A 22,154-nucleotide genomic window follows, 5' to 3' on the forward strand; every position below is an offset into this window, starting at 1 on the left:
GTATTTTTTCCTATCTATTACAATTAAAACAATCACGCTAATGCTTGCCAAAAGAAGTTCATAAATATACATTCAGCTCATTAGAAATTAAATGAGGTAATACTATGCAAAAAGCATCACAAACACCACGCCAAAAAACAAGCTTAGAAGGGAAGAAACGGCAGCCATCCCACTGCAGCTGTTCACGTATATATCAAGGTCAGTCCTCTATTTCTGAGGAAGCGCAACCACGTATTAGAATTCCATATAAACGTGAACATAAATTCAAATATTTAATCTATTCGGCTCTCCTATTTTTAAATTTCTGCTCTCTGTTCATATTGCCAGCATCAACCTTTGCTACAAGTAAACCCTCGGACGCAAATGGAAAAAATGTTGTAAAAGAAGAAAAAACCTGTCCCAGTGGTCAATATCTAAATCCCGAAACTAAGCGCTGCAAGAAATTTCCCCCACAAAAAATGAAAACCTGTCCTGAGGGCTATTTTCTAAACGTAAAAACCAATCGTTGCAACAAGAATCCAGTTCCCAAAAAATCTACGCAAAATAACCCAAAACCGAAAGAGCCTACCAATCCTTTGCCTAATCATCCTGATTCAAAAGATCAGAACGACCAAACTAAGAAGCCAGCAAAAGATTGCCTGCCGGGTTATTTCTTAAATAAAATTACTGGTCGTTGTAATAAGCAACACGAGCAAGCCGAAAAGACCTGTCCTGAAGGCACCTTCCGCAATAAAATCACTGGACGCTGCAATAAAATTCAAGCTGAGTCTCAGAAGAAGCCCTGTCATGCTGACCAATATCGTAACCCAAAAACTGGCCGTTGTCATAAAGTGGCCACGTCAACCGCACCCAAAACTTGCCCTGCCGGTAAGGTTCTCAATCCTGTGACCAATCGTTGTAAAGGTGAAGAAAAACCTCATGAGGTCAAAGCCTGTAAAGAGGGTTATGAAAGAAATGAGCAAACTCACCGCTGTCGCAAAGTCCATCAAAATACGGGCGCCTCAAATCCGGTAGAAGTCCCAAAATTGGGCGACAAGAAAGAAGAACAAAAGAAAGATTTTAACGGCACCACAGCGGTTGCTGGTTCTGCGGCGGTTGGTCTTGGTATTGCTATCTTCCAGTTTAAAAATGAAATCTTTGTCATCATTCGTAAAATTTTTCTTCATAAGTAGCAAAACTTGATATAAAAACTATTGTTTTGCCTACTTATTACTACTACAAAAAAGGCTTCAAAATTTATCCAACTCTGTTAAATTCCATAAAAAACTCAAATTAGCAGTCTTGACATGAGAGTGCTAATAAGCTATACTCATAATAACTTAGCAATTAAAAACGATGAGTGCTAAATAAATATAAAGGAGTAATAAATGAGTAAAATTATTGGAATTGACCTTGGTACGACGAACTCTGCTTTCGCGTACATGGTCGCAGGAAAACCAGAAGTAATTACTAATGCCGAGGGTGACCGCACTACTCCGTCAGTAGTCGCTGTCACTAAAAAAGGCGAACGTCTTGTTGGTAAAGTTGCGCAGCGTCAGCGTGTCACTAATCCAAAAAATACTATTTATGGTATTAAGCGTTTAATCGGCCGTAAATTTGAAGATAAGGAAGTCCAGAGAGATCTCGACATCATGCCATACAGGATTGTGAAAAAAGGTGATGGTGTTGCCGTAGAGATGGATGGTAAGACTTACACTCCAGAAGAAGTTTCTGCTATGATTCTCTCTAAAATTAAAGCAGACGCCGAAGCTTTCTTAGGTGAGAAGGTTACTGAAGCTATCATTACCGTTCCAGCCTACTTCGATGACTCTCAACGTCAAGCTACTAAAGATGCCGGTAAGATTGCTGGTCTTGAGGTTAAACGTATTATCAACGAACCTACAGCCGCAGCCTTAGCTTATGGTCTTGAAAAGAAAAGCGAAGAGAAAATTGTAGTCTTCGACCTTGGTGGTGGTACCTTCGATGTTTCCATTCTTGAGCTCGGTGACGGTGTCTTTGAGGTAAAGTCCACGAACGGTGATACCCATCTAGGTGGTGAAGACTTTGATAACGTTATCGTTAACTTCCTCTGTGATCAGTTCAAAGACGAATCTGGTATCGATATCAAAAATGATGCCGCAGCCATGCAGCGCGTTAAGGATGAAGCTGAAAAAGCTAAGAAGGAACTCTCGTCAGCCAAAGAAACTGAAATCAACCTTCCATTCCTTTCCGCTGACTCTGAGGGTCCAAAACACTTTGAATACACTCTAACTCGCTCCAAGATGGAAGAGCTCGTTGCTCCACTTCTTGATCGTCTTGCAGGTCCAGTCGAAAAGGCCCTTAAAGATGCCAAGCTCAAGACTTCCGATATTAACGAAGTCGTTATGGTTGGTGGTATGACCCGTATGCCAGCCGTTGTTGAAAAGGTTAAAGCTCTCTTTGGTAAGGAACCAATGCAGGGTGTTAACCCAGATGAGGTAGTTGCAGTTGGTGCTGCCATTCAAGGCGGTGTACTTCAAGGTGATGTCAAAGATGTTCTTCTTCTCGATGTTACCCCACTTTCTCTCGGTATCGAGACTATGGGTGGTGTTTCTACCAAGCTAATTGAGCGCAACACTACTATCCCAACTTCAAAGTCTGAAACTTTCTCTACTGCTGCTGATAACCAGCCACAGGTTGAAATCCATGTTTTGCAAGGTGAGCGCGAAATGGCCGCTGATAATAAATCTCTTGGTCGTTTCATCCTCGATGGTATCGCTCCAGCCCCACGTGGTGTTCCACAGATTGAAGTTACCTTCAATATTGATGCAAACGGTATTTTAAACGTTACAGCTCGTGACAAGGGAACTGGTAAGGAGCAAAGTATTACTATCCAGAACTCCGGCAACATGTCTAAAGAAGATATTGAAAAGGCTCAAAAAGATGCTGAACTTCATGCAGATGAAGACAAAAAGAAACGTGAAGCTATCGACGCTAGAAATAAATTAGAACAGGCTATTTATCACAATGAAAAAATGCCAGATGAGTTCAAAGACAAGATTTCTGACGAAGATAAGGAGACTATTAAGAAAGCTATCGAAGAAGCCAAAGAAGTATTAAAAGATACAGCCGCTGATGCTGCTAAATATGAAGAAGCTGAAAAGGAACTCTCCAATAAGATCATGCCTATTGGTGCCAAGCTCTATCAATCCGCTTCAACCGATTCATCTGCTAATGACGGTAATTCATCTAAAGGCACTTCCGATGGTGAACCTGTAGAAGGCGAAGTTGTTGATAAATAGAATTACTCAATTTCTCTAGGATATATTATTCATCCAGTGAATAATTCAAAAATACTCCGCAAGGAGTATTTTTGAAATGTCATGAACATTATCTAATAAAACTATACTTATTACCTCTAATATGATATATTTAATCGGATTAAAAGGAATATATTTTTCATGAAATCACCAATCAAAAAGTTTTCTAATTTTTCATTCTCTCAAAAACTAAACTGGCTTCTAAAAATCGGTATTAGCCTTTCAGGTCTTATTTTTACTTTTTTACACTTTATTGATCCTACTACCTGGCACAAACTTCCCAGCTATCTAGTTACTATTATTCTTCCGTTTATCCCTGAGCTTCTTGCAAAACTAAACTTCAAAGCCACTACTAGACTACAAATCGCTTTTAATTTTTTCTTGATTATCGCAATGGTCTTAGGTATCGATCTTGATTGGTATAAGTCAATTATTATCATGGGATATCCAAGCTATGATAAAATCGTCCATACTCTAAGCGGTGTTTTCACTGCGTTTTGCGGTAAAGAGATTCTGGATCACTTTTATGACGGTAAGGACCTCGTAGTAAATCATAGAGCTGCTTCTGCTAAAGCTGGCTCCTCTGGTCAATCCACTATCAAACGCAAAATCTACCACTCAGGCTTCGCCTTCCTTTTCATCATCTGTTTTGTTGTCTTCACTGCTGCTATGTGGGAATGTTTTGAATTTACCTATGACCAACTTTGTGGTGGACACATGCAAGAGCTCAATGCTCCTGGGGTTGGCGATACCATGGGTGATATTATCTCTGCTTCTATTGCCGGCTTCCTCACAGCTATCTTCATTAGAAAGAAATAAAAATCTATGTCAAAAAAGCAACCCGCCGCGGTCTCTCAAGTTTCATCTGCAGAAACAGCTATTCTAATTTCATTACTTCAGCAAGTTCTTGCAAAAAATATTGCAGGTGATGTAGTTGAACTTGGCTGTTATAAGGGTGATACTTCAGTTCTTTTCCAGCGTGAATTACAAAAAACGAATAAAACCCTCTGGTTATACGACTCTTTCGCTGGCCTTCCCGAAAAAACTAGGGAAGATAGCTCGGCTGCTGGCGATCAATTTAAATCCGGTGAACTCTTTGTCACAAAACGCGAAGTCATTGAAAAATTCAAACGACACAACCTTCCTCTTCCAAAAATTAAAAAGGCCTTCTTTGAAGACTTAGACCCCATCAGTGATCTCCCGAATAAAATCTGCTTTGCCTTTCTCGATGGCGACCTCTATACTTCAATTAAAACTAGCCTCACGCTAGTTCAAGACAAGATGCAGTCCGGAAGCATTGTTATTATTCATGACTACAATAATCCAGAACTTCCTGGCTCTGCTCGTGCCGTTGACGAGTGGTTCAAAAATCATCCCGGCAAATATTCCAGTTTTCAGGTTAAAGAAACATTAGCCATCATCTATCTTTAGCCAGATTCTAAAATATTTATGTTAAAATAAAACTAATGGATAAATATTCAAAAAAGTGGTCAAAGATTTTCAAACAAAAATTATCGTCTCCCTTTTTACCGATTATTTCTTTTTTGGTGATTTTATTAGTGGGAGTTCTAGCCTTTCAATTAATACCAATTCACACTACATTAGCCTGGCAGCCAGGCTGCAAAATAGGCTCAAACGCATCTCTTGCGATGGCGGCTAGTAGTGCGGTTAATTTTAATTTTAGCGTCGAAGATCTGTCGACGTCTAGTCTTAAGAATACCAACCTAAAGGTTGGACTCAGTACAGACAATTGTTACGGAGCTACGGTAACCATGTCCAGTATAGACGAAGGTACTAGTATGGATTACGAAGGGCCCGCTTCCTCTCAGAAGATTGATTCAATCAGTGCCAATATCCAGGAGTCGAGTTTTGCTGCCAACCATTGGGGATATCGTATCGAAGACGGATCAGGGGTCAATAATTACAAGCCGATCCCCAAGCTTTCTGCGCCAGAAATAGTTTATTCTAAAACAACACCAGAAAACACTGACCTTAATTTTAATTTTGCAGTAAAAGCCTCTCCGAGCCTAACACCAGGATCCTATAAGAAAAATATCTTATTAACCTTTGCCGCTAGCCATGCATTGACTACTGCGACTTTTTTGCCAGGAACTGAGTTTGCGAATATTGCCAAAACACTTGTTGGCAGCGGTACCGCAAGTAGATTCGAAAGATCAGACACGCCGCCCGCAATTTATGGGCAATTAAACCCAACCCCTAGCGACCTTGCAAAATATCCCAAGGTCTCAACCGTAGATTCAGGTACGCCAATCTTTCTGTGGCTTGACGGAGATAAGCTGCTGTGGTGGGCTGACACAGATTTAGTGTATACGAATGAGGACTGTGAAACAATGTTCAGAGAAGTAGCCGGTTATACTTATGATGAGAATAAGGGGTTGTTTGCAGACTTGCGTGGTATTGATACTTCACATACGAAAAATATGAAATCTATGTTTGCCTCGACTGAGGAAAAGGCTAGAGGATATAGCAAGATAATTGGACTAGATCTTTCTGAATTTAATACAAGTAATGCAGAAAACATGGAGTCGATGTTTGAGGGCATGCGCGCAACAAGTGGCATAGATCTCTCAAAATTTGACACTCGAAAAGTTACTACTATGAAAGCCATGTTTAAGAGATCAAATATAAATGGTTTGAATATAGACGCTTTTGATACTAGTAATGTCACTGACATGTCTGAAATGTTTGATGCATCACGCGCTACTAGCTTAAACTTTAGTAGATTCAATACTAGCAAAGTTACAAATATGTCCAAAATGTTTAGATGGGCCAGTACTCAAACATTGGATCTTTCCAGCTTTAATACTAGTAATGTCACTGACATGTCTGAAATGTTCAATGGCTCAGGTGTTTCTAATTTAAATTTATCAAATTTTGATACTAGCAAAGTTACAAATATGTCTAAAATGTTTTCTAGTCAGAACATTATAGGATTGGACATCCATACGTTCAATACTAGCAACGTCACAAACATGTCAGACATGTTCTCTAATATAGGTGTTTCTAATTTAGATATATTAAATTTTGATACTAGTAATGTCACTGACATGTCAGGCATGTTTAATTATGCACGTAATCTAGTAAGTATTAACTTGTCAAGTTTTAATACGAGCAAGGTCGAAGATATGAGGAGTATGTTTAGTGCAATTGGTGTATCTAACATTGATCTGTCTAACTTTAATACCAGTTCGGTAAAACAAATGAATTACATGTTCTCTTCTCTTCCAAACCTAACTAGCTTAGACCTATCAAATTTTGATACCAGCAATGTTATAAGCATGATGGATATGTTCAGTAATTCTGAAAAATTAAATTACTTGAATCTTAGTAGCTTCAATACTAGCAACGTTACAAATATGTATGGTTTATTTAATGGATGCAAGTCGATGACAAACTATGACCTTTCGAATTTTAATACTTCAAAAGTATGGTCTATGGCAACGATGTTTAAGGATAATTCAAGCTTGAGTTCCTTAAATCTTTCAAACTTTAACACCAGTAAGGTAAACCGTATGGATTCTATGTTCTCTGGTACCAAAAACCTAACGAATTTAAATATTTCCAGCTTTGACACGTCTGAAGTATCATCCATGCCTGAGATGTTTCAGGCGACAGGACTATCCACTCTGGACTTATCTCATTTTAATACTTCAAAAGTATTGAATATGATGTCAATGTTTAACTCAAGCTCCAACTTAACGAATCTAAACCTATCTAGCTTTAATACTAGTAGAGTAACTGACATGAATAGTATGTTTAAAGGCACAACAAGCTTAATTAATCTAGATCTTTCTAGCTTTGACACAAAGAATGTAAAAAGAGCAGTATCAATGTTTGATAGTAGTGGCGTGCATAGAATAGAAGTGGCAGCAAACCAGTTTGATATGCGGAGTATCGACATGAGGTACGAAGATAATTCAAGAGCTATGTTTAAAAATGCAATAAATTTAGTAGGGGGTAACGGTACAACAATATACAGTTCAAGATACTCTTATGACGGAGACTATGCTCACGTCGATGCACCTGGCAACCCAGGATACTTTACTCTAAAGCACTAAAAACGATCGATGAAGTTTGATTTGAGTCCATGTCATCCGATTCTTTTAGAATTTACCGTCCGGATTAATCCTATTACTAACCATTTTCCGATTCACGCATGGGTTTAGCTTGGTCCTTCCGTCTTTTCTTCTTATGTACTAAGTGTTCATAAATTATACCGTCTTTCATCGAATATAAGTTAGAAAAAATCTCTTACCTTCCCCTAGCGAGTTTTTTGTAAATTCAAAAAAATTATTTAGCATAGCTCTTCTCCTTTATCTATAGTAAGCTTTTTTGCTTTCATCTCTTGGGACGTTCCGCAAGTTCGTTTCTAGTATTCTAAATAAATAAAAAAACGACCACAAAGTGGTCAATTTTTAACATGGTATGTCTTTCGCTTCGCGAAAACCATTCCAATCTGCGTCGGTTCAATAAAGAAAAGTAATCTTTTCTTTATTTCTCCTCCTTGATTGGTCGGGGCGACAAGACTCGAACTTGCGTTTACCCCTTGGGACGTTCCGCAAGTTCGTCGCTGGTATTTTATAGAAACAAAAAACGACCACCAAGTGGTCTATTTTAAATATGGTATGTCTTTCGCTTCGCGAAAACCATTCCAATCTGCGTCGGTTCAATAAAGAAAAGTAATCTTTTCTTTATTTCTCCTCCTTGATTGGTCGGGGCGACAAGACTCGAACTTGCGACCTCAGCGTCCCAAACGCCGCGCGCTACCAACTGTGCCACGCCCCGCTACTGTTAAATTTACCACACTCCCCCTAAAAATGCAATGTTATGTTAATATATTATTATCTGTTCTTCTTAGTTTAATGGCTTATACCACAGACTGAGTTAAGATAAAGTAATCTATTTCGAGAAAATTAAGGAGATTAATGAACGCACAAAATTCATCTGGCAACAAACCAAAGGTCAACCTCACCAAGAAAAATAAATCTAACACCTTTAGATCGGTTATTTTTACGCTACTTTCGATTATTTTTATCGCCTACTGTATTAACTTATATGGCAACCATAGCATTAAGATGAAGGAGGTTCCTCTCTCTGATGTTATCTCTCGCGCTAATGATGAGCATGGCAACATCAAACGCATTACCGTATCCGGCAATGAACTGGAGATTACCCTTAAGGACAAAGATATCCCTACAGAAACCTCTCGCAAGGATCCTTCGGGAACGCTTTATGACCAGGGTTTGATTAATCGCTGTGCCGATAAAGCTGGTGATGATCTAAAAAAATGCCAGGAGAAATATCCAGCCATTAATTATGTCGACCCTATTAATTACACGGAAATTTTCATCAACATCCTCACTATCGCCGTGCCAATTATTATTGCCGTCATTTTCTTCGGTCGTCTTCTTGGGCAAGCTCAAAGTATTAATAAGGAGAATATGGGCTTTGGCAAGGCTCGCGCCAAGCTCTATGGCCCGGATAAGAAGCGTGTTCTCTTTACCGATGTTGCTGGTAATGAAGCTGCCAAACAGGACCTCTCTGAAGTAGTTGATTTTCTCAAAAATCCTAAAAAATATGAAAAACTCGGTGCTAAAATCCCTCGTGGCGTGCTTCTTGCAGGCGATCCAGGAACCGGTAAGACCTTAATGGCGCGCGCCGTTGCTGGAGAGGCCAACGTTCCTTTCTTTAGTATTTCTGGTTCTGAATTTGCCGAAATGTTTGTTGGTGTCGGTGCTTCTCGCGTTCGTGACCTCTTTAGTAAGGCCAAGAAAAACGCCCCAAGTATCATCTTTATTGACGAAATCGATGCTGTCGCTCACAAGCGTGATGCTCGTGGTGGGGCCGGTCGCGAAGACGAACAAACTCTAAACCAGATCCTCGTTGAGATGGATGGTTTTGATAATGAATCAGGGGTCATCGTCATTGCCGCTACTAACCGTGTTGATATGCTCGACAAAGCTTTGCTTCGTCCAGGCCGTTTTGATCGCCATGTTGATGTTACCCTTCCTGAACGTAAAGACCGTTTAGCTATTTTAGAGGTTCACTTTAAAAATAAGCCAACCGCAAAATCTGTCAATTTAGAAGCCCTCGCTGCTAAAACTGCAGGATCCTCTGGTGCTGATCTCGCAAACATTGCCAATGAGGCTGCCATCACTGCCGCACGCCTCGGTCACAAAGAGATTACTGGCGCCGATCTTACAGAGGCCTTTGAGCGTGTCGCCATTGGTCCAGAGCGCAAGTCGAAAGTTATGAACGAAAAAGAACGTAAAATTACCGCCTATCATGAGGCTGGTCACGCTGTGGTTGGTCACGTTCTCCCAGATTCCGATCCAGTCCATAAAATTACCATTATCCCTCGCGGTCATACCGGTGGTGTGACTTGGTTCCTTCCTCCTGAAGATCGTAGCTATAAGAATATTTATGAATTAAAAGATACTCTTGCTCGTGCTATGGGTGGACGTATCGCTGAAAAAATTATCTTTGGTGAAGATAGTGTTACTACTGGCGCCTCTTCCGATCTCCAGCACGTTGCTGAACTTAGCAAGGAAATGATTATCCGCGAAGGCATGGGTAATAAAACCCGTAATCTCGTTTATCCATCCGAAGCTACTGGTTATTACACTATCAGCACTGGCAAGCCATATTCTGAAAAGACTACCGAACTGATTGACGAGGAAATTGCCCAATTTGCTAATGAGGCAGCAAAGCGTGCAGAGGCCGTCCTAAAAGCCAACCATAAGGTCTTGGATCGTGTCGCCGAGGCTCTTCTTGAAAAAGAAACCCTTGAAGAAGAAGATCTTAAAAATATCTTTGAAGGCTCTACGCTTCCAGATTCCGCTAAACTCCACGACTAATCCGTATCTTTGACGGGGAATTGAACAAATAAAAAATACCTGAATTCAGGTATTTTTTAATCCATCGATTATTTATAAAATAAAGCGACTATTTTTTAGCAGAGAAACGGCCAGACGTATCTTAATATTCGAAATGACTTCACTCGCCGCACAAATCTTGTCGGCCATCGTCACAATCCAACTTTCTTTATATTTTGGCATCACAATACTAAGAGGGAACATATGCGCCTGAATAATATTTTTCTCAATGGCATTCAATTTAAATTCCTTCTTAGCGTTATCAAAAGCAATCAGTGGATGTAAATAAGCATGTGCCTTAGGCATAGCCGTTTTGTCATGCCAGTCGTACAAGAAAAAATCATGTAGGAGCGCGCCTCGGACTAATGAGACCTTATCCACCTTCACTCGAAAAATCGCAGCAAGAGTTAAACTCATTGTTGCCACACTAATCGAATGATCATAAGTAGAAACATTGGCATGCTGAATAAAACGTTTTTCACGTTTCATGTTCTCAGAATCTAAAATCTCCTTACCTAGCTTATGCACCAGGATAAGATTATTCGTTTTCACCTTTATATTATAACATGAAAATGCTTAAAAATCTCAAAAACTCCATGCGTCTGCCCCCTCAACATCATGTATAATAAATATAAGATGAAGAAGTTTCAGTTTCGCTCCGTAGTTGCCATGGCAAATAGTAAACTTAGTGTGAAATATGCTGCTATTTTACTCAGTTTTAGTACTCTAATTTCTGCTCTTCTGGGCATCTTCCGGGATCGTCTCTTAAATTCTTACTATCTTGATACCTACCCCACGGGTATTGATGCCTATACTGCTGCCTTTACCATCCCTGATTTTATGTTTTTTGTACTCACTTCTGGCGCTCTTGCAGTTAGTTTTATCCCTGTTTTTAATCAACGTCTAGTCTCTGGCAATAAAAAATCCGCCTGGGAGCTCAGCTCTTCCATCCTTAACCTCATGGCCATCGTTACCCTGATTTCTAGTATTTTGATTATGGTTTTTGCAGATCCTCTGGTTCGTTTTATCGTCGGTCCAGGCCTCGATGAATCTGGTACTACGCTTGCCATTAACATGATGCGCGTCATTGCCATCAATCCCTTCCTTTTTAGTATTGCTACAGTCTTAAATTCCATCCAGCAGGCCGTCGGTCGCTTTGTCTTCTTTTCTCTCGCCCCCGCTCTCTATAATGTCGGTATCCTTATCGGCATCACGGTCTTCACTAACGGCATTAATCTCTTCGGCTTGCAGCTCTTCGAAGGTGGCATTATGGGGGTTGCTATTGGTGTCGTTTTTGGCGCCATTCTCCAGATCTTCATCAGCCTCATTGGTCTTTTTGGTCTTGGTTTCGATTACCAGTTTAAAATCTATTGGAAAAATCTTGGTTTTAAAACCGTTCTGAAGCTCTTGCCAGCTAGATCTCTCGATCAGGGAATTGATTACGTTTATTCCATCCTTGCCACCAATCTTTCATCTCGTATGGGTAAAGGCGCCCTTCGTTCTTTTCAGCAGGCAAATAGTCTCCACCAGATGCCAGTCAATCTTATCGGTGTCGCTATTTCGACCGCCTTCTTTCCAAAGTTAACCGAAGAAACTAATAACGAAGATACTACAAAGTTTGATGATGTCTTCCGTCGCGCTCTTCGTATGATTATCTGGATTTCTCTTCCAGTCTCTGTCATTGCCTATTTTGCCCGTGGCTATGTTGTTAGTTTCGTAAAAAATGGTGGTCAGCCCATCATCGCCAGCGTCCTAGGCTCACTTGTTCTTGCCATCTTTGCTCAATCCATCTTTCATATTGCCTCTCGTGGCTTTTACGCCAGGCAGGACACCAAGACTCCATTCGTTGTTAGTATTATTGCCGTCGGCTTTACCATGATCCTGTCAATTATCTTTAGTGTCATCGGTCTTGGCCCTGATGGCTTAGGTTGGGCTCAATCTATTGGTGCCGTTCTTGAAATTCTCATCCTTCTTTTTCTACTCCAGAAAAAATCTCGTCAAAACCTACTTAATAAAGACTTCTGGACTGCTTTTATTCGTATGCTTATTGCTACCATCGTCACCAGTATTTCTGCCTATATACTTACCAAACTCCTGCCACTTCGTGCCACCGATAATTCGGTCTTTGTCACTATTCCAAAATTCTTCGTTATTTCACTCGCCTCACTTGGAATCTATGGTGCAGCCAGTTTTCTCCTAGACCTCGAAGAAGTTCAACCATTCTTTGAAAAGCTCAATAAGATCCTCTTTCGAAATCTCCGTCCAAAAGACAAATAAGCCTCAACTCTCATGTTATAATCATTACCATGACAGAGCAAAACAAGAAAGTCGTTTCCGACTATAACGGCTATGATTATAAAAAAATCTTCTGGGAAGATGCCGATCGTAAATATGAAGATATGGCAGATCGTCTCGCAATTAGGCGCCTTCTTCCTCGCAAGATGGATACTTTTGTAGATATTGCTGGTGGCTATGGTCGCCTCGCCAAAGAATATCTTGATCGCGCTAAGACTGCCACTCTTTTTGACTATTCTCAAACTGAGTTAGATCAAGCCAAAGAAGAATTTGGTGACCGTATTAATACCGTCCAGGGTGACATCTATCACACTCCATTCAAGGATAATCAATTCTCTTGTCTCCTCATGGTCCGGGCCACTCATCACTTCGAAGACCTCCCTGCTGTTATTAAAGAACTAAATCGCATTCTTGAACCAGGTGGAGTTGCTGTAATTGAAGTTGCTAATAAGCGCACTCTTCCAAAGATGTTCCGTTACTGGTTTAAGAAATCTAAAGTCAACCCATTCGACAAAAAACCTTCCAATCTTAAGAATATTGATAAGGATGGTTTTTATAATTATCATCCAGCCTATGTTGAGGATCTCTTTAGAAAATCTGGCTTTGAGATTGCTGACATCCTCTCTGTTTCCAATTTCAGAAGCCAAACTATGAAGAAGGTTTTCAAGACTAAAACTCTTGTCAGTCTGGAAAAGAAATTCCAGAAACCTCTTGCCAGTATGCGTTTTGCTCCAAGTATTTACTATAAATTAGTTAAAAAATCTACCGATAATCAATAATAATATGCTACCGCTCGCGCAAATGAGCGGTATCTAAATTAAAATATAACTATGAAATTATTTCGCCTCAGTACCTATCGTCTTTTTCGTCCGTCTATTTTTGGTTATCATAAAAAAATGTCAGATCCATTCAAGGTTATGGTTATGTCTGACCTACATTTTAGTTATCAAGTGACGGATCAAAAACTGAATGCCATCGTGAGGCAAGTCAAAAATCTTGCACCGAAGTATATCCTCATGCCAGGCGATCTTGTTGATACTTTGGATATGGTTGATGCTGACTCTGAGCTGAATCGTTTTCTAAATTTCCTAAAGTCCTTAGGCGAGCTTGCTACGGTCATTATTAGCGTGGGGAATCACGACATGTATCGCAAGCCGAAAGGTGGCCGCCATGGTTGGCAATATGGTGAAACTAATCAATTATTTTATCAGATTCGCCAGCTTGAAAATGTGCATCTTTTAGATAATCAAGTTTACGAGGACCAGTATATCTACTGTTTAGGTTACACTCAGTCTCCGGCTTATTACGAAGCAAAAAAGAGTGTCACTGAGAATCTTCCACGGATGTTAAAGGAACTTCAATCCCTACCGGAGAATTATTTGTATCATCTCCCAGCCAAGAAAATTAAATTTGCGCTCATTCATTCTCCAGTTTTTCTCAACGATTCTGAGGTCAAATACCAACTTCGTGAGTTTGACTATTTTATCTCCGGCCACATGCATAATGGGGTAGTACCACCGGTTTTCGATGAATTAATTAATAACTCTCGTGGTCTTATCTCGCCCACCAAAAAGTTCGCATCCGATAATTCTCGCAATACGCTAAGGACTTACGCCGATAAGTTGCTTGTTGTCGGCGCACTGACTACTTTTCACGAATCCATTAAGCCTTTTAATAAGATGAATGCCTTTTTCCCATCCTATATGGCACTTATGGAATTTACCGCCAAGAAAACTTACGCCAGAAAACCTTATATCAGGCATACTTATAGAAATTGGTAATCATATGAAAAATCAATTTTTATCTTCCGAGATCCTTACGGACATTGAGCAAAAACTAAAAATTAAGGTTGGTGAGCGGGATCTCTGCTATTTTACTAGTGGTAAAAGTGAAGCAACTGTCTTTTCTATCCGAGAACAGTTTTTAATTAAAATTTGTTCGAGACCAGAACTTCTAGTCTATCAAACTTTTTTACCTAAGAATAAGACTTCCTATTTCCAAAAAATCAAATATATTAATTTTGATCTAGGGTATATATGTTTAACTTTTACAAAAGGGCATCAGTACCAAGACGATTTGAGTGTAGAATATTTATTATCAACAGTTTTTAACATAACTTCCAATTATCAACTAATTGATTATCAAGGATTTGGTTATCTCTTTGAAGATCACAAAACTTGGAGTGAGTTTTTAGAAGATGAAGTTTCTTATTCTACTTCGATATTAGGAGATGACATTTTTGATATAGCTAAAGTTCAGGAAGCCTTATCTCTTATTTCAAAATACCAAGTCGGTCAATTTTTACTACACGGCGATTTAGGTGTTCATAATTTTATAGTTAACCGTTCAAAGCTATATGTCATTGATCCAATGGGTCTAGTTGGTGATCCAGTGTATGATTTTTATTATGCTCTCTTCTCCGATCACCAAATTTTTTTATCATTGCCTCTGGATCTAATTTTGAATTACTTTGATCGAGACATTAATTATAAAAAAATGATGATAATTATTGTTTTTTATATCAGACTTTGTCGTGCCTTTAAATATGATCGCGAAAACTATCGATACTATCTCGACTATTATTGCCAATATTTGAATAAACTATCTTTATCCTAAATATTAAAACAACCAAAAAAGATGACTAATTCAATCATCTTTTTCTTTATTTAAACAAAACAATAATTTGGTAGCGCCAGTAGGGTTCGAACCTACGACCTTGAGCTTAGAAGTCTCCTGCTCTATCCAGCTGAGCTATGGCGCCAAGTACCTCTTTAACTATATCACAAAACACGGCTTTTGAGCTAAAATACTAGTTCTTTCCACTCCGTAATGCTAAAGTCTGCAAGATTTCTGATTTTGTCAAGATCTCGTGTATTATGCGCATCTTCAATCGCAATCACTATCGTTCCAGCCGTCTTGGCAGCTGTAACTCCTAGTAGACTATCTTCAAATACCAACACTTTTTCAGGGGGAACTGCATAAAAATTGATTAATTGTTGGTAGACTTCTGGATCTGGTTTCGGCATTTTTACATCATCCAAGGTCACAATTCGATCAAAATATTCATTTAAATTAATTTCTCTGCCAATTAATGAATCATTAGATGAAAAGAAGTTGATTTCTCGCCGTTCCGAGCTAGTGGCCATCCCTATCTTGCAGTTATATTTTTCCTTCAGCTTTTTTATCACCTGAACCACTCCCGGTTTTGGCTTAACTTTACTTCGAATACTTGGAAAAATTTCAGACACTTTCGCATAAATCTCTGATAATGGTCTCTTTCCATCACCGTATTTTCTGTCTAATGCTAAATAGTATTCGTCGTCTGAGTCACTGCGAGATTTATTTTTAATTTTGTCCCTAAACTCAATAATTTCATCTATCTCCTCCCAAACTCCATACAGGTCTTTGATTAGCTGTTGATCAAGTTCTCTATATGACCTCAGAGAGTCAGCTATCGTTCCGTCAAAATCAAAAATAATCAGGTCAAAATTTGTTAAAAGAGGCTGATTTTTTGCTCTCATATGTATATCATAACATAATAAAAAAAGAGCCATTTGGCTCAATAAAAATGGTGATCTCTGCGGGAGTCGAACCCGCGTTGACGGGATGAAAACCCGTTGTACTAACCGTTATACTAAGAGACCATACAAAACTGTACTGCTATTATTTTAACAGAAAATATTTATTTTTCAATAACCCTTTTAAGGATTTTTAAAAATTAATTCTCCTTACAGCTTAGAGCAAAAGTGATCTCATAATCTTTTGCCGAGAAAGGAGCTTTTGGCTTAATTAATGCGTATGAACCATTAGTATCGCAAGCAAACTTATCGTGTGAAAAGTATTTCAATATGTCTTTGTTATTTTTTTCGCTATAATCGAGTAATTTTCGTAGCTTCACTGGTGAAAATCCCATCTGCGTATATTTCTCAAAATACTGCCCAAGATTTTCTTCCTGTCCCACCGATACGTGATCACGCGTAAAACGTTGGTAAAAATCATTTTCGTAATAATCGCGAGCCAGCTCTTCCATCTTTTGATGCGCCAGTTTAGTACTTGTCAAATTATTTTTCACAAAAATTGCCGCAATTACGACACCCAAACAAGTTAAGACTATCATTAAGCTTAGTATACGCATCAACTTCAAGCTTCGATTACTACATCTCATACCTGAATTATACCATAAGTATTTTATATTTTAATTCAACCGTTATATAATAAATTTATGCAGAAATTTGCTAATGAACAGCAGATGATTGACTTCGGTCAAAACCTCGCCAAGACACTTGAAGCTCCCGCCGTGATTGAACTCATCGGTGACGTTGGGGCTGGTAAAACCACGATTACTAAGGGGATCGCTCACGGCCTTGGTATTGAGGACGAAATCACCTCTCCTACTTTCACTCTTTCAAAACGCTATTCTTTTCAAAAAGCTGGTAAAGAGTGTTTTCTTGTTCATTATGACTTCTATCGCCTAAACGACCCCGGCATCATGTCCGAAGATCTCTTGGAAAATATTCAAGACGAAAACACGATTACTATTATTGAATGGGGGGATTCCGTTAGTAATCTTCTCCCCGAAAATCATTTGCGTTTTTATATCTCAATTAATGATGACGGTTCAAGGAGCATTAGCGAATGAAACTCTATCTAGATACCTCCACCCCAGAAACTATTTTAAGACTTGATCAAACAGAATATCGTCTCCCGTTAGGTAACCAACTCGCCGAACAACTTCTCTCCGCGATCCACCAAAAACTTTCTGAACACCAAGCGACCTGGACTGATCTCACCGAAATTACTTTTATGGCCGGCCCAGGCTCCTTTACTGGCTTACGTATCGGCGCTGCCGTCGTTAATACTCTAGCAGACCAGTTAAATATTCCACTCTATAAATCAACGGGTGAGCAAGTTCCAATTATTCTCCCAGATTATGGCCGTCCCGCCAATATTACGCCACCCAAAAAATAAGATTCTTTGCTATAATTATTAAAGAATAAGGGCATTACATGGATCAAGAAAAAAATAATTTTACAAACAACAACTCAACGACTATTGGTGGAGTTACCTTTGGTGGCGGTTCTCCTTCTCCAGCGCCCGCTGGTATGTCTCAATCTACCCCTGAATCAGCAAATAATTCAAGTAATATCTTTACTACTTCCTCAAAGGATCCCTTCGCTGCTAGCTCAAATAGCCCATTTGGTGAAAATGGTTTTTCTCAAGCTGCTTCAGCTGGTACTCCGAATTCTAATAATCACCTCGCTCAGCAGGCTATCGCCAATGCAGCAAATCTTGCTGCACAGCAGACAAAGAATCCTTCAGTTCCACAAAACGACCTAAACACACCTCAATCCACTCTTAATGTCCCAGTTGTTTCTCCTACACATTTTGATTTTCAAACCAGCGTTAACCCCACAGTCGCTCCCATCCCTGAGAATGAGCTACCCCAACCCATTGACCCAAAAACCGACCCTAAAGCTATTGCCTTAAAATCTCTCAAAAAGATGACCACCATGTCTCTCGTTTTTGGTGTTCTTATGGTAATCTTCTTAGTTCTCAGTATTGTTGGGCTTGTCTTTGGCATGTCACAGGGTGATAAAATTACTACACTTGAGCAGACTGTTGCCGCGAAAAATAAAGTCATCAAAGCAGTTGAAGAAACCACCGGTGTTTCTAATATTAATAAACCTGAAGATGTCCCAGTCTATAAAGCAACCACTGGATATATTTATCTCACTGACTGGCGTATTAAAATTAAAATCCCAGACAATCTCACCAGTGTTAGCTATATCTTAAATAGTTACGCCTTCCGTAACTCGATCTGCTTTAATGCTGTTCAAAAAGGTACTCAGTATAAACCGTCCTTTGCTGATCCAGGGAAAAATCTTGGTCGTCAAGGTTGTCTCAGTCGTATTCCAGTTACTGATGGCGATTTTGATGCAACTTCTGGCATTCGTTTTGGTACCAAAGTCTTCACTTATAAAGACTTCAACTACTTCTATGTTGATCCAGTCATCTTTAGTACGGATGGTGCAGAACAGGGATTAGAAAATACTGCTAACCAGTTAATTCGCAACATGCTCACTGACAATATCGAGCCATACGAATAAGAATATGTTACAATAAAATTATTCGGGGGATGATTTTATCAAAAAATGTAATTATTATATATTTTGTTTAAAAAGCTAATATCAGGAAAATATTAGCAAACCAAAAATAACAAAAAGAAAGAGGAGTATGGAGTTTGTCCCGATTATTATCGCCGCTATCGTTGGTCTTGGCGCCGGTGCTGGTGTGGTTTTTGCTTATGATAAAAAGAATGAAAATGGCGGTAAAAATAAGGCTGATGATCTTATCAGAAAAGCGAAGAACGAAGCTTCTGATATTGTCTTGAAGGCTAGAAAAGAGGCGGCTGATCTTGCTGAAAAATCAAAAAATGAAGAGGATTGCAGGCGTAAAGATTGGAAACAAACTGAAAAACGTCTCAGTGAGCGTGAGATCTCTCTTGATAATAAATTTGATCAAATTGAAAAACGTTCTGAGCGTCTTTCTCGCCAAGAAAAGGAAATTGAGGAACTCAAAAATGAGATTCATTCCATCCGTGACCGACAGCAAGAAAAACTTGAGAAAATTGCTGCTCTCTCCAAAAATGAGGCCAAAGAAAAATTGATCGCCATGACCGAAAAAGACATCAGGGATGACCTAGCCAATCTTGTCGTCAAACAGCAGCGCGAAATTAAACGCGATATTGATGATACCGCTCAGGCTCTTTTAGTTACCGCCATGGAGCGTATGTCTTCTGAAGTAACTGCCGATCGTACAGTTACTGCGCTCAAACTTCCTGATGATGAAATGAAAGGACGTATCATTGGTAAGGAAGGTCGTAATATTCAAGCCCTCCAGCGTGCCACTGGTGTCGATATTATGGTTGATGATACCCCAGGTATGGTTGTGCTTTCGTCGTTTGATCCTATTCGCCGTCAAGTTGCTAGGTACGCCTTAGAGCGTCTCATGAAAGATGGTCGCATTAATCCATCCAGTATTGAGGAAGCAGTAGCTAAAGCTGAACGTGAAATTGAAAAAGAAGTTGTTCGTGCTGGAGAAGATGCCGCTCGTGAAGTTGGTATTATCGGTATTCCACATGAGATGTTACATCTCCTTGGTGAATTAAAATTCCGTACTTCCTACGGTCAGAATGTTCTTCTTCATTCTATTGAGATGGCTCATATGGCTGGCATGATCGCCGAAGAGATTGGTGCAGACATTCGTGTTGCTAAGACCGCCACTCTTCTTCACGATGTTGGGAAAGCTGTTACCCACAAGATTGAGGGTAAGCATGCCGAAATTGGAGCCGAATTAGCTAAAAAATATGGCATGTCTGATCAGGTTGTTCATGCAATTGCTGCTCATCATAATGATATTGAGCCGACCACTCCTGAAGCCATTATTGTCAAAATCGTTGACGCCATTTCCGCCGCCCGCCCAGGCGCACGTAATATTTCCGCAGAGAATTTTGCAGAACGTATGAAGGAGCTTGAAAATATTGCCACTAGCTTCCCAGGTATTGATAAGGCCTACGCTATCTCTGCTGGTCGTGAGATTCGCGTAGTAGTCGAACCAAAACAAATCGATGATCTTACAGCTTTGAAACTCGCACGTGACATTGCGGATAAGATTGAAGCTACTATGAGTTATCCAGGCATCATCAAAGTTAATGTCATTCGCGAAACTAGGGCCGTCGAATACGCAAAATAATTAAAAAAGACACCCAGGCGGTGTCTTTTTTCTGTCATGTAAGTATATGGTAAGCTTTTGCTTTGCAAAACCTTTCCACCCTGCGTCGTTCAAATAGAGAAAATAAATTTTCTCTATTTTTCCTCCTTGAGTGGTCGGGGCGACCAGATTTGAACTGGCGTTTACCCCTTGGGACGTTCCGCCAGTTCATAAGAGAATTCTAATTGCTCCAGAACTATAATTTAAATGTGTGGTCTGGGCGACCAGATTTGAACTGGCGACCTCGCAGTCCCGAACCGCGCGCGCTACCAACTGCGCCACGCCCAGATATTTTTATCTTATCACGATTCTTCTCATCTCGTTTGTTTTTAATGACACATTTCTTAAAACACCAATTAACAAACCTCAAAGTGTTAAAATAAATAGAATGAAGGAAGACTCGCAACCTAAACCCGCCCAGCCACTATTACTCGCCGGACTTCTCCTTGTTTATTTTTTACTTTGCTCTCAATTTCTTCTCAAGCCAGTCTCAAACACTGAGGCTTCGAATTACCTAAATTTTTTTCAACTCACACCCACTGGTCAACCTGTAGATTATCCTCGTCATAACTTTCTTCCGCTAAATCTATATTTCGGCCCTCTAAAACTTTGGACGCAGATTTTCGGGTATGGCCTTGCTCCAATTCGTTCCTTTTCAGTATTTTGCGGTGCATTCGTTATCCTCATCTTCTTTTTGATCCTTAAAAATAAATTAAATGTAAGAAATATACTTTCTTTCATCGCTATTCTTACTCTAAATCCACTCTTTATTTATTTCTCCACCAATTTTGACTCCACAATGGCACTACTTTTAGTCACAACGGTCCTTTATTCTGGAATTATCTTACTTTATCGCCTCAAACTCAAAAGTCTAATTAGCTTTAGGCGTCGTCGACTTATTATTAACTGGCGGTCATTTATCCTCAAGGACGCCCCGCCCTCTCGCACGAAGACGATCTTCTCACTAGCTACCTCGATTCTCGCCATTACCCTCATCATCGGTACTCTTCTAATTGGCTTAAAACAAGATACCTCTCTTCGTAAACTCTTTATTGCAATGTATCAATCAAAAACCATTGAAAACTCTATAAAAAGCAATAGTCAGCCAAATCAGCAAAATATTCCCGTGCTTGTAGATCAGCAATATTCTTCTCATCTTATCGTTGAAAATATTCTGGTTGCAAGGGAACTAGGGAAAGACCCCCTCCCAATCTATTGGAGTATTAGTATCAATTCCATTGAAAAACAATTTAAGGATCAGCGGGGATTTTGGCTGCTTGGTAGCCAAAAGCAAACCACTTCGACTTTAAGTAATCAAGTGCAAGAATATCATGAAACTGAATTTATTGCTTTTGATAACTTCTATGCTAGGTATTTTGTAACTGAAAAATAATAACACTATCAAATATGTTATAATTATCCAAGTTATGAGTAGATTATTTAAACGCACAAAAATCTTGGCCACCATTGGCCCTTCTGTCTTCTCAGAAGAAAAAATTACAGAATTAATTATGGCTGGCGCCAATGGTTGCCGCCTAAACTTCTCTCACGGAAGCTACGAAGAACGTGACGAGCAGATTCGTTGGATTCGCAACGCTGCCGCCAAAAAAGGTCGCTCTGTTGCAATTTTGCAGGATCTTCAAGGTCCAAAGATCCGTCTCGGTATTCTAAAAGACGATCGTCTAGATGTTAAAACTGGCGATGAGCTAGTTCTTGATTATGCTGTCAAAGAACACGACGGCTCTACTACTCTTCCAGTTCAGTACAACCTTGCCGAACGCATGAAAGTTGGTGAACCACTTTTCATGTATGATGGTAAAATCCGTTCTCAGGTGATTGAAATTGTTAGCGACACTGCTATTCGTGTTCGTATCGAAAACGACGGCTTCATCATGAGCCGTAAAGGTCTTAACCT

19 protein-coding genes and 4 tRNA genes are annotated in these 22,154 nt (G+C 39.6%); 16 read left to right on the forward strand and 7 right to left on the reverse strand.

The features are described 5' to 3' along the window. Positions 1 to 104 precede the first annotated feature (104 nt). From G3KMM_RS00220 to G3KMM_RS00240, 5 genes are all read left to right on the forward strand, one after another. A complete protein-coding gene (locus G3KMM_RS00220) occupies positions 105 to 1,172 on the forward strand; it encodes a hypothetical protein (protein WP_129603842.1) in 1,068 nt (355 codons plus the stop codon). A gap of 195 nt (positions 1,173 to 1,367) precedes the next feature. Further along, the gene (gene dnaK / locus G3KMM_RS00225) at positions 1,368 to 3,260 is read left to right on the forward strand and encodes a molecular chaperone DnaK (protein ID WP_129603845.1); all 1,893 of its coding nucleotides are present in this window, start codon (positions 1,368 to 1,370) and stop codon (positions 3,258 to 3,260) included. A gap of 159 nt (positions 3,261 to 3,419) precedes the next feature. Beyond that, on the forward strand, positions 3,420 to 4,097 hold the full coding sequence (locus G3KMM_RS00230) for a DUF2238 domain-containing protein (RefSeq protein ID WP_129603848.1): 678 nt from the start codon (positions 3,420 to 3,422) through the stop codon (positions 4,095 to 4,097). A 6-nt stretch (positions 4,098 to 4,103) separates the two neighbouring features. Then, positions 4,104 to 4,709: a TylF/MycF/NovP-related O-methyltransferase gene (locus G3KMM_RS00235; RefSeq protein WP_129603851.1), complete on the forward strand. Its 606-nt coding sequence runs from the start codon at positions 4,104 to 4,106 to the stop codon at positions 4,707 to 4,709. 35 nt (positions 4,710 to 4,744) lie between these two features. Further along, positions 4,745 to 7,357 (forward strand): BspA family leucine-rich repeat surface protein, encoded by a 2,613-nt coding sequence (locus G3KMM_RS00240; protein ID WP_129603854.1) that lies wholly within the window; start codon positions 4,745 to 4,747, stop codon positions 7,355 to 7,357. Positions 7,358 to 8,008: 651 nt separating this feature from the next. Here the strand turns inward: G3KMM_RS00240 and G3KMM_RS00245 are convergent. Then, positions 8,009 to 8,084 (reverse strand) — tRNA-Pro (locus G3KMM_RS00245). A 140-nt stretch (positions 8,085 to 8,224) separates the two neighbouring features. Here G3KMM_RS00245 and ftsH point away from each other — a divergent pair. Beyond that, positions 8,225 to 10,156 carry an ATP-dependent zinc metalloprotease FtsH gene (gene ftsH, locus G3KMM_RS00250; protein WP_129603860.1) on the forward strand — a complete coding sequence of 644 codons (1,932 nt, stop codon included), beginning with the start codon at positions 8,225 to 8,227 and terminating at the stop codon, positions 10,154 to 10,156. Between the two features lie 72 nt (positions 10,157 to 10,228). On the opposite strand, the gene G3KMM_RS00255 is transcribed toward ftsH, so the two are convergent. After that, positions 10,229 to 10,726, reverse strand: a complete 498-nt coding sequence (locus tag G3KMM_RS00255) for an HD domain-containing protein (RefSeq protein WP_206660616.1) — start codon at positions 10,724 to 10,726, stop codon at positions 10,229 to 10,231. An 84-nt stretch (positions 10,727 to 10,810) separates the two neighbouring features. Here G3KMM_RS00255 and murJ point away from each other — a divergent pair, with 84 nt between their 5' ends. From murJ to G3KMM_RS00275, 4 genes are read left to right on the forward strand one after another with little or no spacing between them, the layout of a single operon-like run. After that, entirely contained in the window at positions 10,811 to 12,451 is a 1,641-nt protein-coding gene (gene murJ / locus G3KMM_RS00260; RefSeq protein WP_206660617.1) for a murein biosynthesis integral membrane protein MurJ, read from the forward strand. A 29-nt stretch (positions 12,452 to 12,480) separates the two neighbouring features. Further along, the gene (locus G3KMM_RS00265) at positions 12,481 to 13,248 is read left to right on the forward strand and encodes a class I SAM-dependent methyltransferase (RefSeq protein ID WP_129603866.1); all 768 of its coding nucleotides are present in this window, start codon (positions 12,481 to 12,483) and stop codon (positions 13,246 to 13,248) included. Between the two features lie 51 nt (positions 13,249 to 13,299). Beyond that, complete coding sequence (locus G3KMM_RS00270; RefSeq protein WP_129603870.1) at positions 13,300 to 14,250, forward strand: metallophosphoesterase; 951 nt, start codon at positions 13,300 to 13,302, stop codon at positions 14,248 to 14,250. A gap of 4 nt (positions 14,251 to 14,254) precedes the next feature. Continuing rightward, positions 14,255 to 15,085: an aminoglycoside phosphotransferase family protein gene (locus G3KMM_RS00275; RefSeq protein WP_129603876.1), complete on the forward strand. Its 831-nt coding sequence runs from the start codon at positions 14,255 to 14,257 to the stop codon at positions 15,083 to 15,085. 68 nt (positions 15,086 to 15,153) lie between these two features. Here the strand turns inward: G3KMM_RS00275 and G3KMM_RS00280 are convergent. The 4 genes from G3KMM_RS00280 to G3KMM_RS00295 form a co-directional block, all read right to left on the reverse strand. Then, positions 15,154 to 15,230: transfer RNA gene (locus tag G3KMM_RS00280), tRNA-Arg, on the reverse strand. Positions 15,231 to 15,270: 40 nt separating this feature from the next. After that, complete coding sequence (locus tag G3KMM_RS00285) at positions 15,271 to 15,990, reverse strand: HAD family hydrolase (RefSeq protein ID WP_164998449.1); 720 nt, start codon at positions 15,988 to 15,990, stop codon at positions 15,271 to 15,273. 48 nt (positions 15,991 to 16,038) lie between these two features. Beyond that, positions 16,039 to 16,113 (reverse strand) — tRNA-Glu (locus tag G3KMM_RS00290). A 74-nt stretch (positions 16,114 to 16,187) separates the two neighbouring features. Next, positions 16,188 to 16,634, reverse strand: a complete 447-nt coding sequence (locus G3KMM_RS00295) for a hypothetical protein (RefSeq protein WP_129603887.1) — start codon at positions 16,632 to 16,634, stop codon at positions 16,188 to 16,190. A 57-nt stretch (positions 16,635 to 16,691) separates the two neighbouring features. Between G3KMM_RS00295 and tsaE the strand changes: the two genes are divergently transcribed. The 4 genes from tsaE to rny all read left to right on the forward strand — a co-directional run bounded on the left by tsaE (position 16,692) and on the right by rny (position 20,221). Beyond that, positions 16,692 to 17,108 carry a tRNA (adenosine(37)-N6)-threonylcarbamoyltransferase complex ATPase subunit type 1 TsaE gene (tsaE, locus tag G3KMM_RS00300; RefSeq protein ID WP_129603894.1) on the forward strand — a complete coding sequence of 139 codons (417 nt, stop codon included), beginning with the start codon at positions 16,692 to 16,694 and terminating at the stop codon, positions 17,106 to 17,108. Next, positions 17,105 to 17,437 carry a tRNA (adenosine(37)-N6)-threonylcarbamoyltransferase complex dimerization subunit type 1 TsaB gene (tsaB, locus tag G3KMM_RS00305; protein WP_129603901.1) on the forward strand — a complete coding sequence of 111 codons (333 nt, stop codon included), beginning with the start codon at positions 17,105 to 17,107 and terminating at the stop codon, positions 17,435 to 17,437. Before tsaE ends, tsaB begins: the two co-directional genes overlap by 4 nt. 38 nt (positions 17,438 to 17,475) lie before the next feature. After that, positions 17,476 to 18,576 (forward strand): hypothetical protein, encoded by a 1,101-nt coding sequence (locus G3KMM_RS00310; RefSeq protein WP_129603906.1) that lies wholly within the window; start codon positions 17,476 to 17,478, stop codon positions 18,574 to 18,576. A 127-nt stretch (positions 18,577 to 18,703) separates the two neighbouring features. Beyond that, positions 18,704 to 20,221 carry a ribonuclease Y gene (gene rny / locus G3KMM_RS00315; RefSeq protein WP_129603910.1) on the forward strand — a complete coding sequence of 506 codons (1,518 nt, stop codon included), beginning with the start codon at positions 18,704 to 18,706 and terminating at the stop codon, positions 20,219 to 20,221. A gap of 230 nt (positions 20,222 to 20,451) precedes the next feature. Here rny and G3KMM_RS00320 read toward each other — a convergent pair. Next, positions 20,452 to 20,527: transfer RNA gene (locus G3KMM_RS00320), tRNA-Pro, on the reverse strand. Between the two features lie 100 nt (positions 20,528 to 20,627). Between G3KMM_RS00320 and G3KMM_RS00325 the strand changes: the two genes are divergently transcribed. Together G3KMM_RS00325 and G3KMM_RS00330 are read left to right on the forward strand one after the other, a co-directional pair. After that, complete coding sequence (locus tag G3KMM_RS00325; RefSeq protein ID WP_129603913.1) at positions 20,628 to 21,632, forward strand: glycosyltransferase family protein; 1,005 nt, start codon at positions 20,628 to 20,630, stop codon at positions 21,630 to 21,632. A 34-nt stretch (positions 21,633 to 21,666) separates the two neighbouring features. Further along, on the forward strand, positions 21,667 to 22,154 hold a 488-nt coding region (locus G3KMM_RS00330; protein WP_241569008.1), incomplete at its 3' end, for a pyruvate kinase.

Source organism: Candidatus Nanosyncoccus nanoralicus (genome assembly GCF_004138405.1).
Taxonomy (GTDB): domain Bacteria; phylum Patescibacteriota; class Saccharimonadia; order Saccharimonadales; family Saccharimonadaceae; genus Nanosyncoccus; species Nanosyncoccus nanoralicus.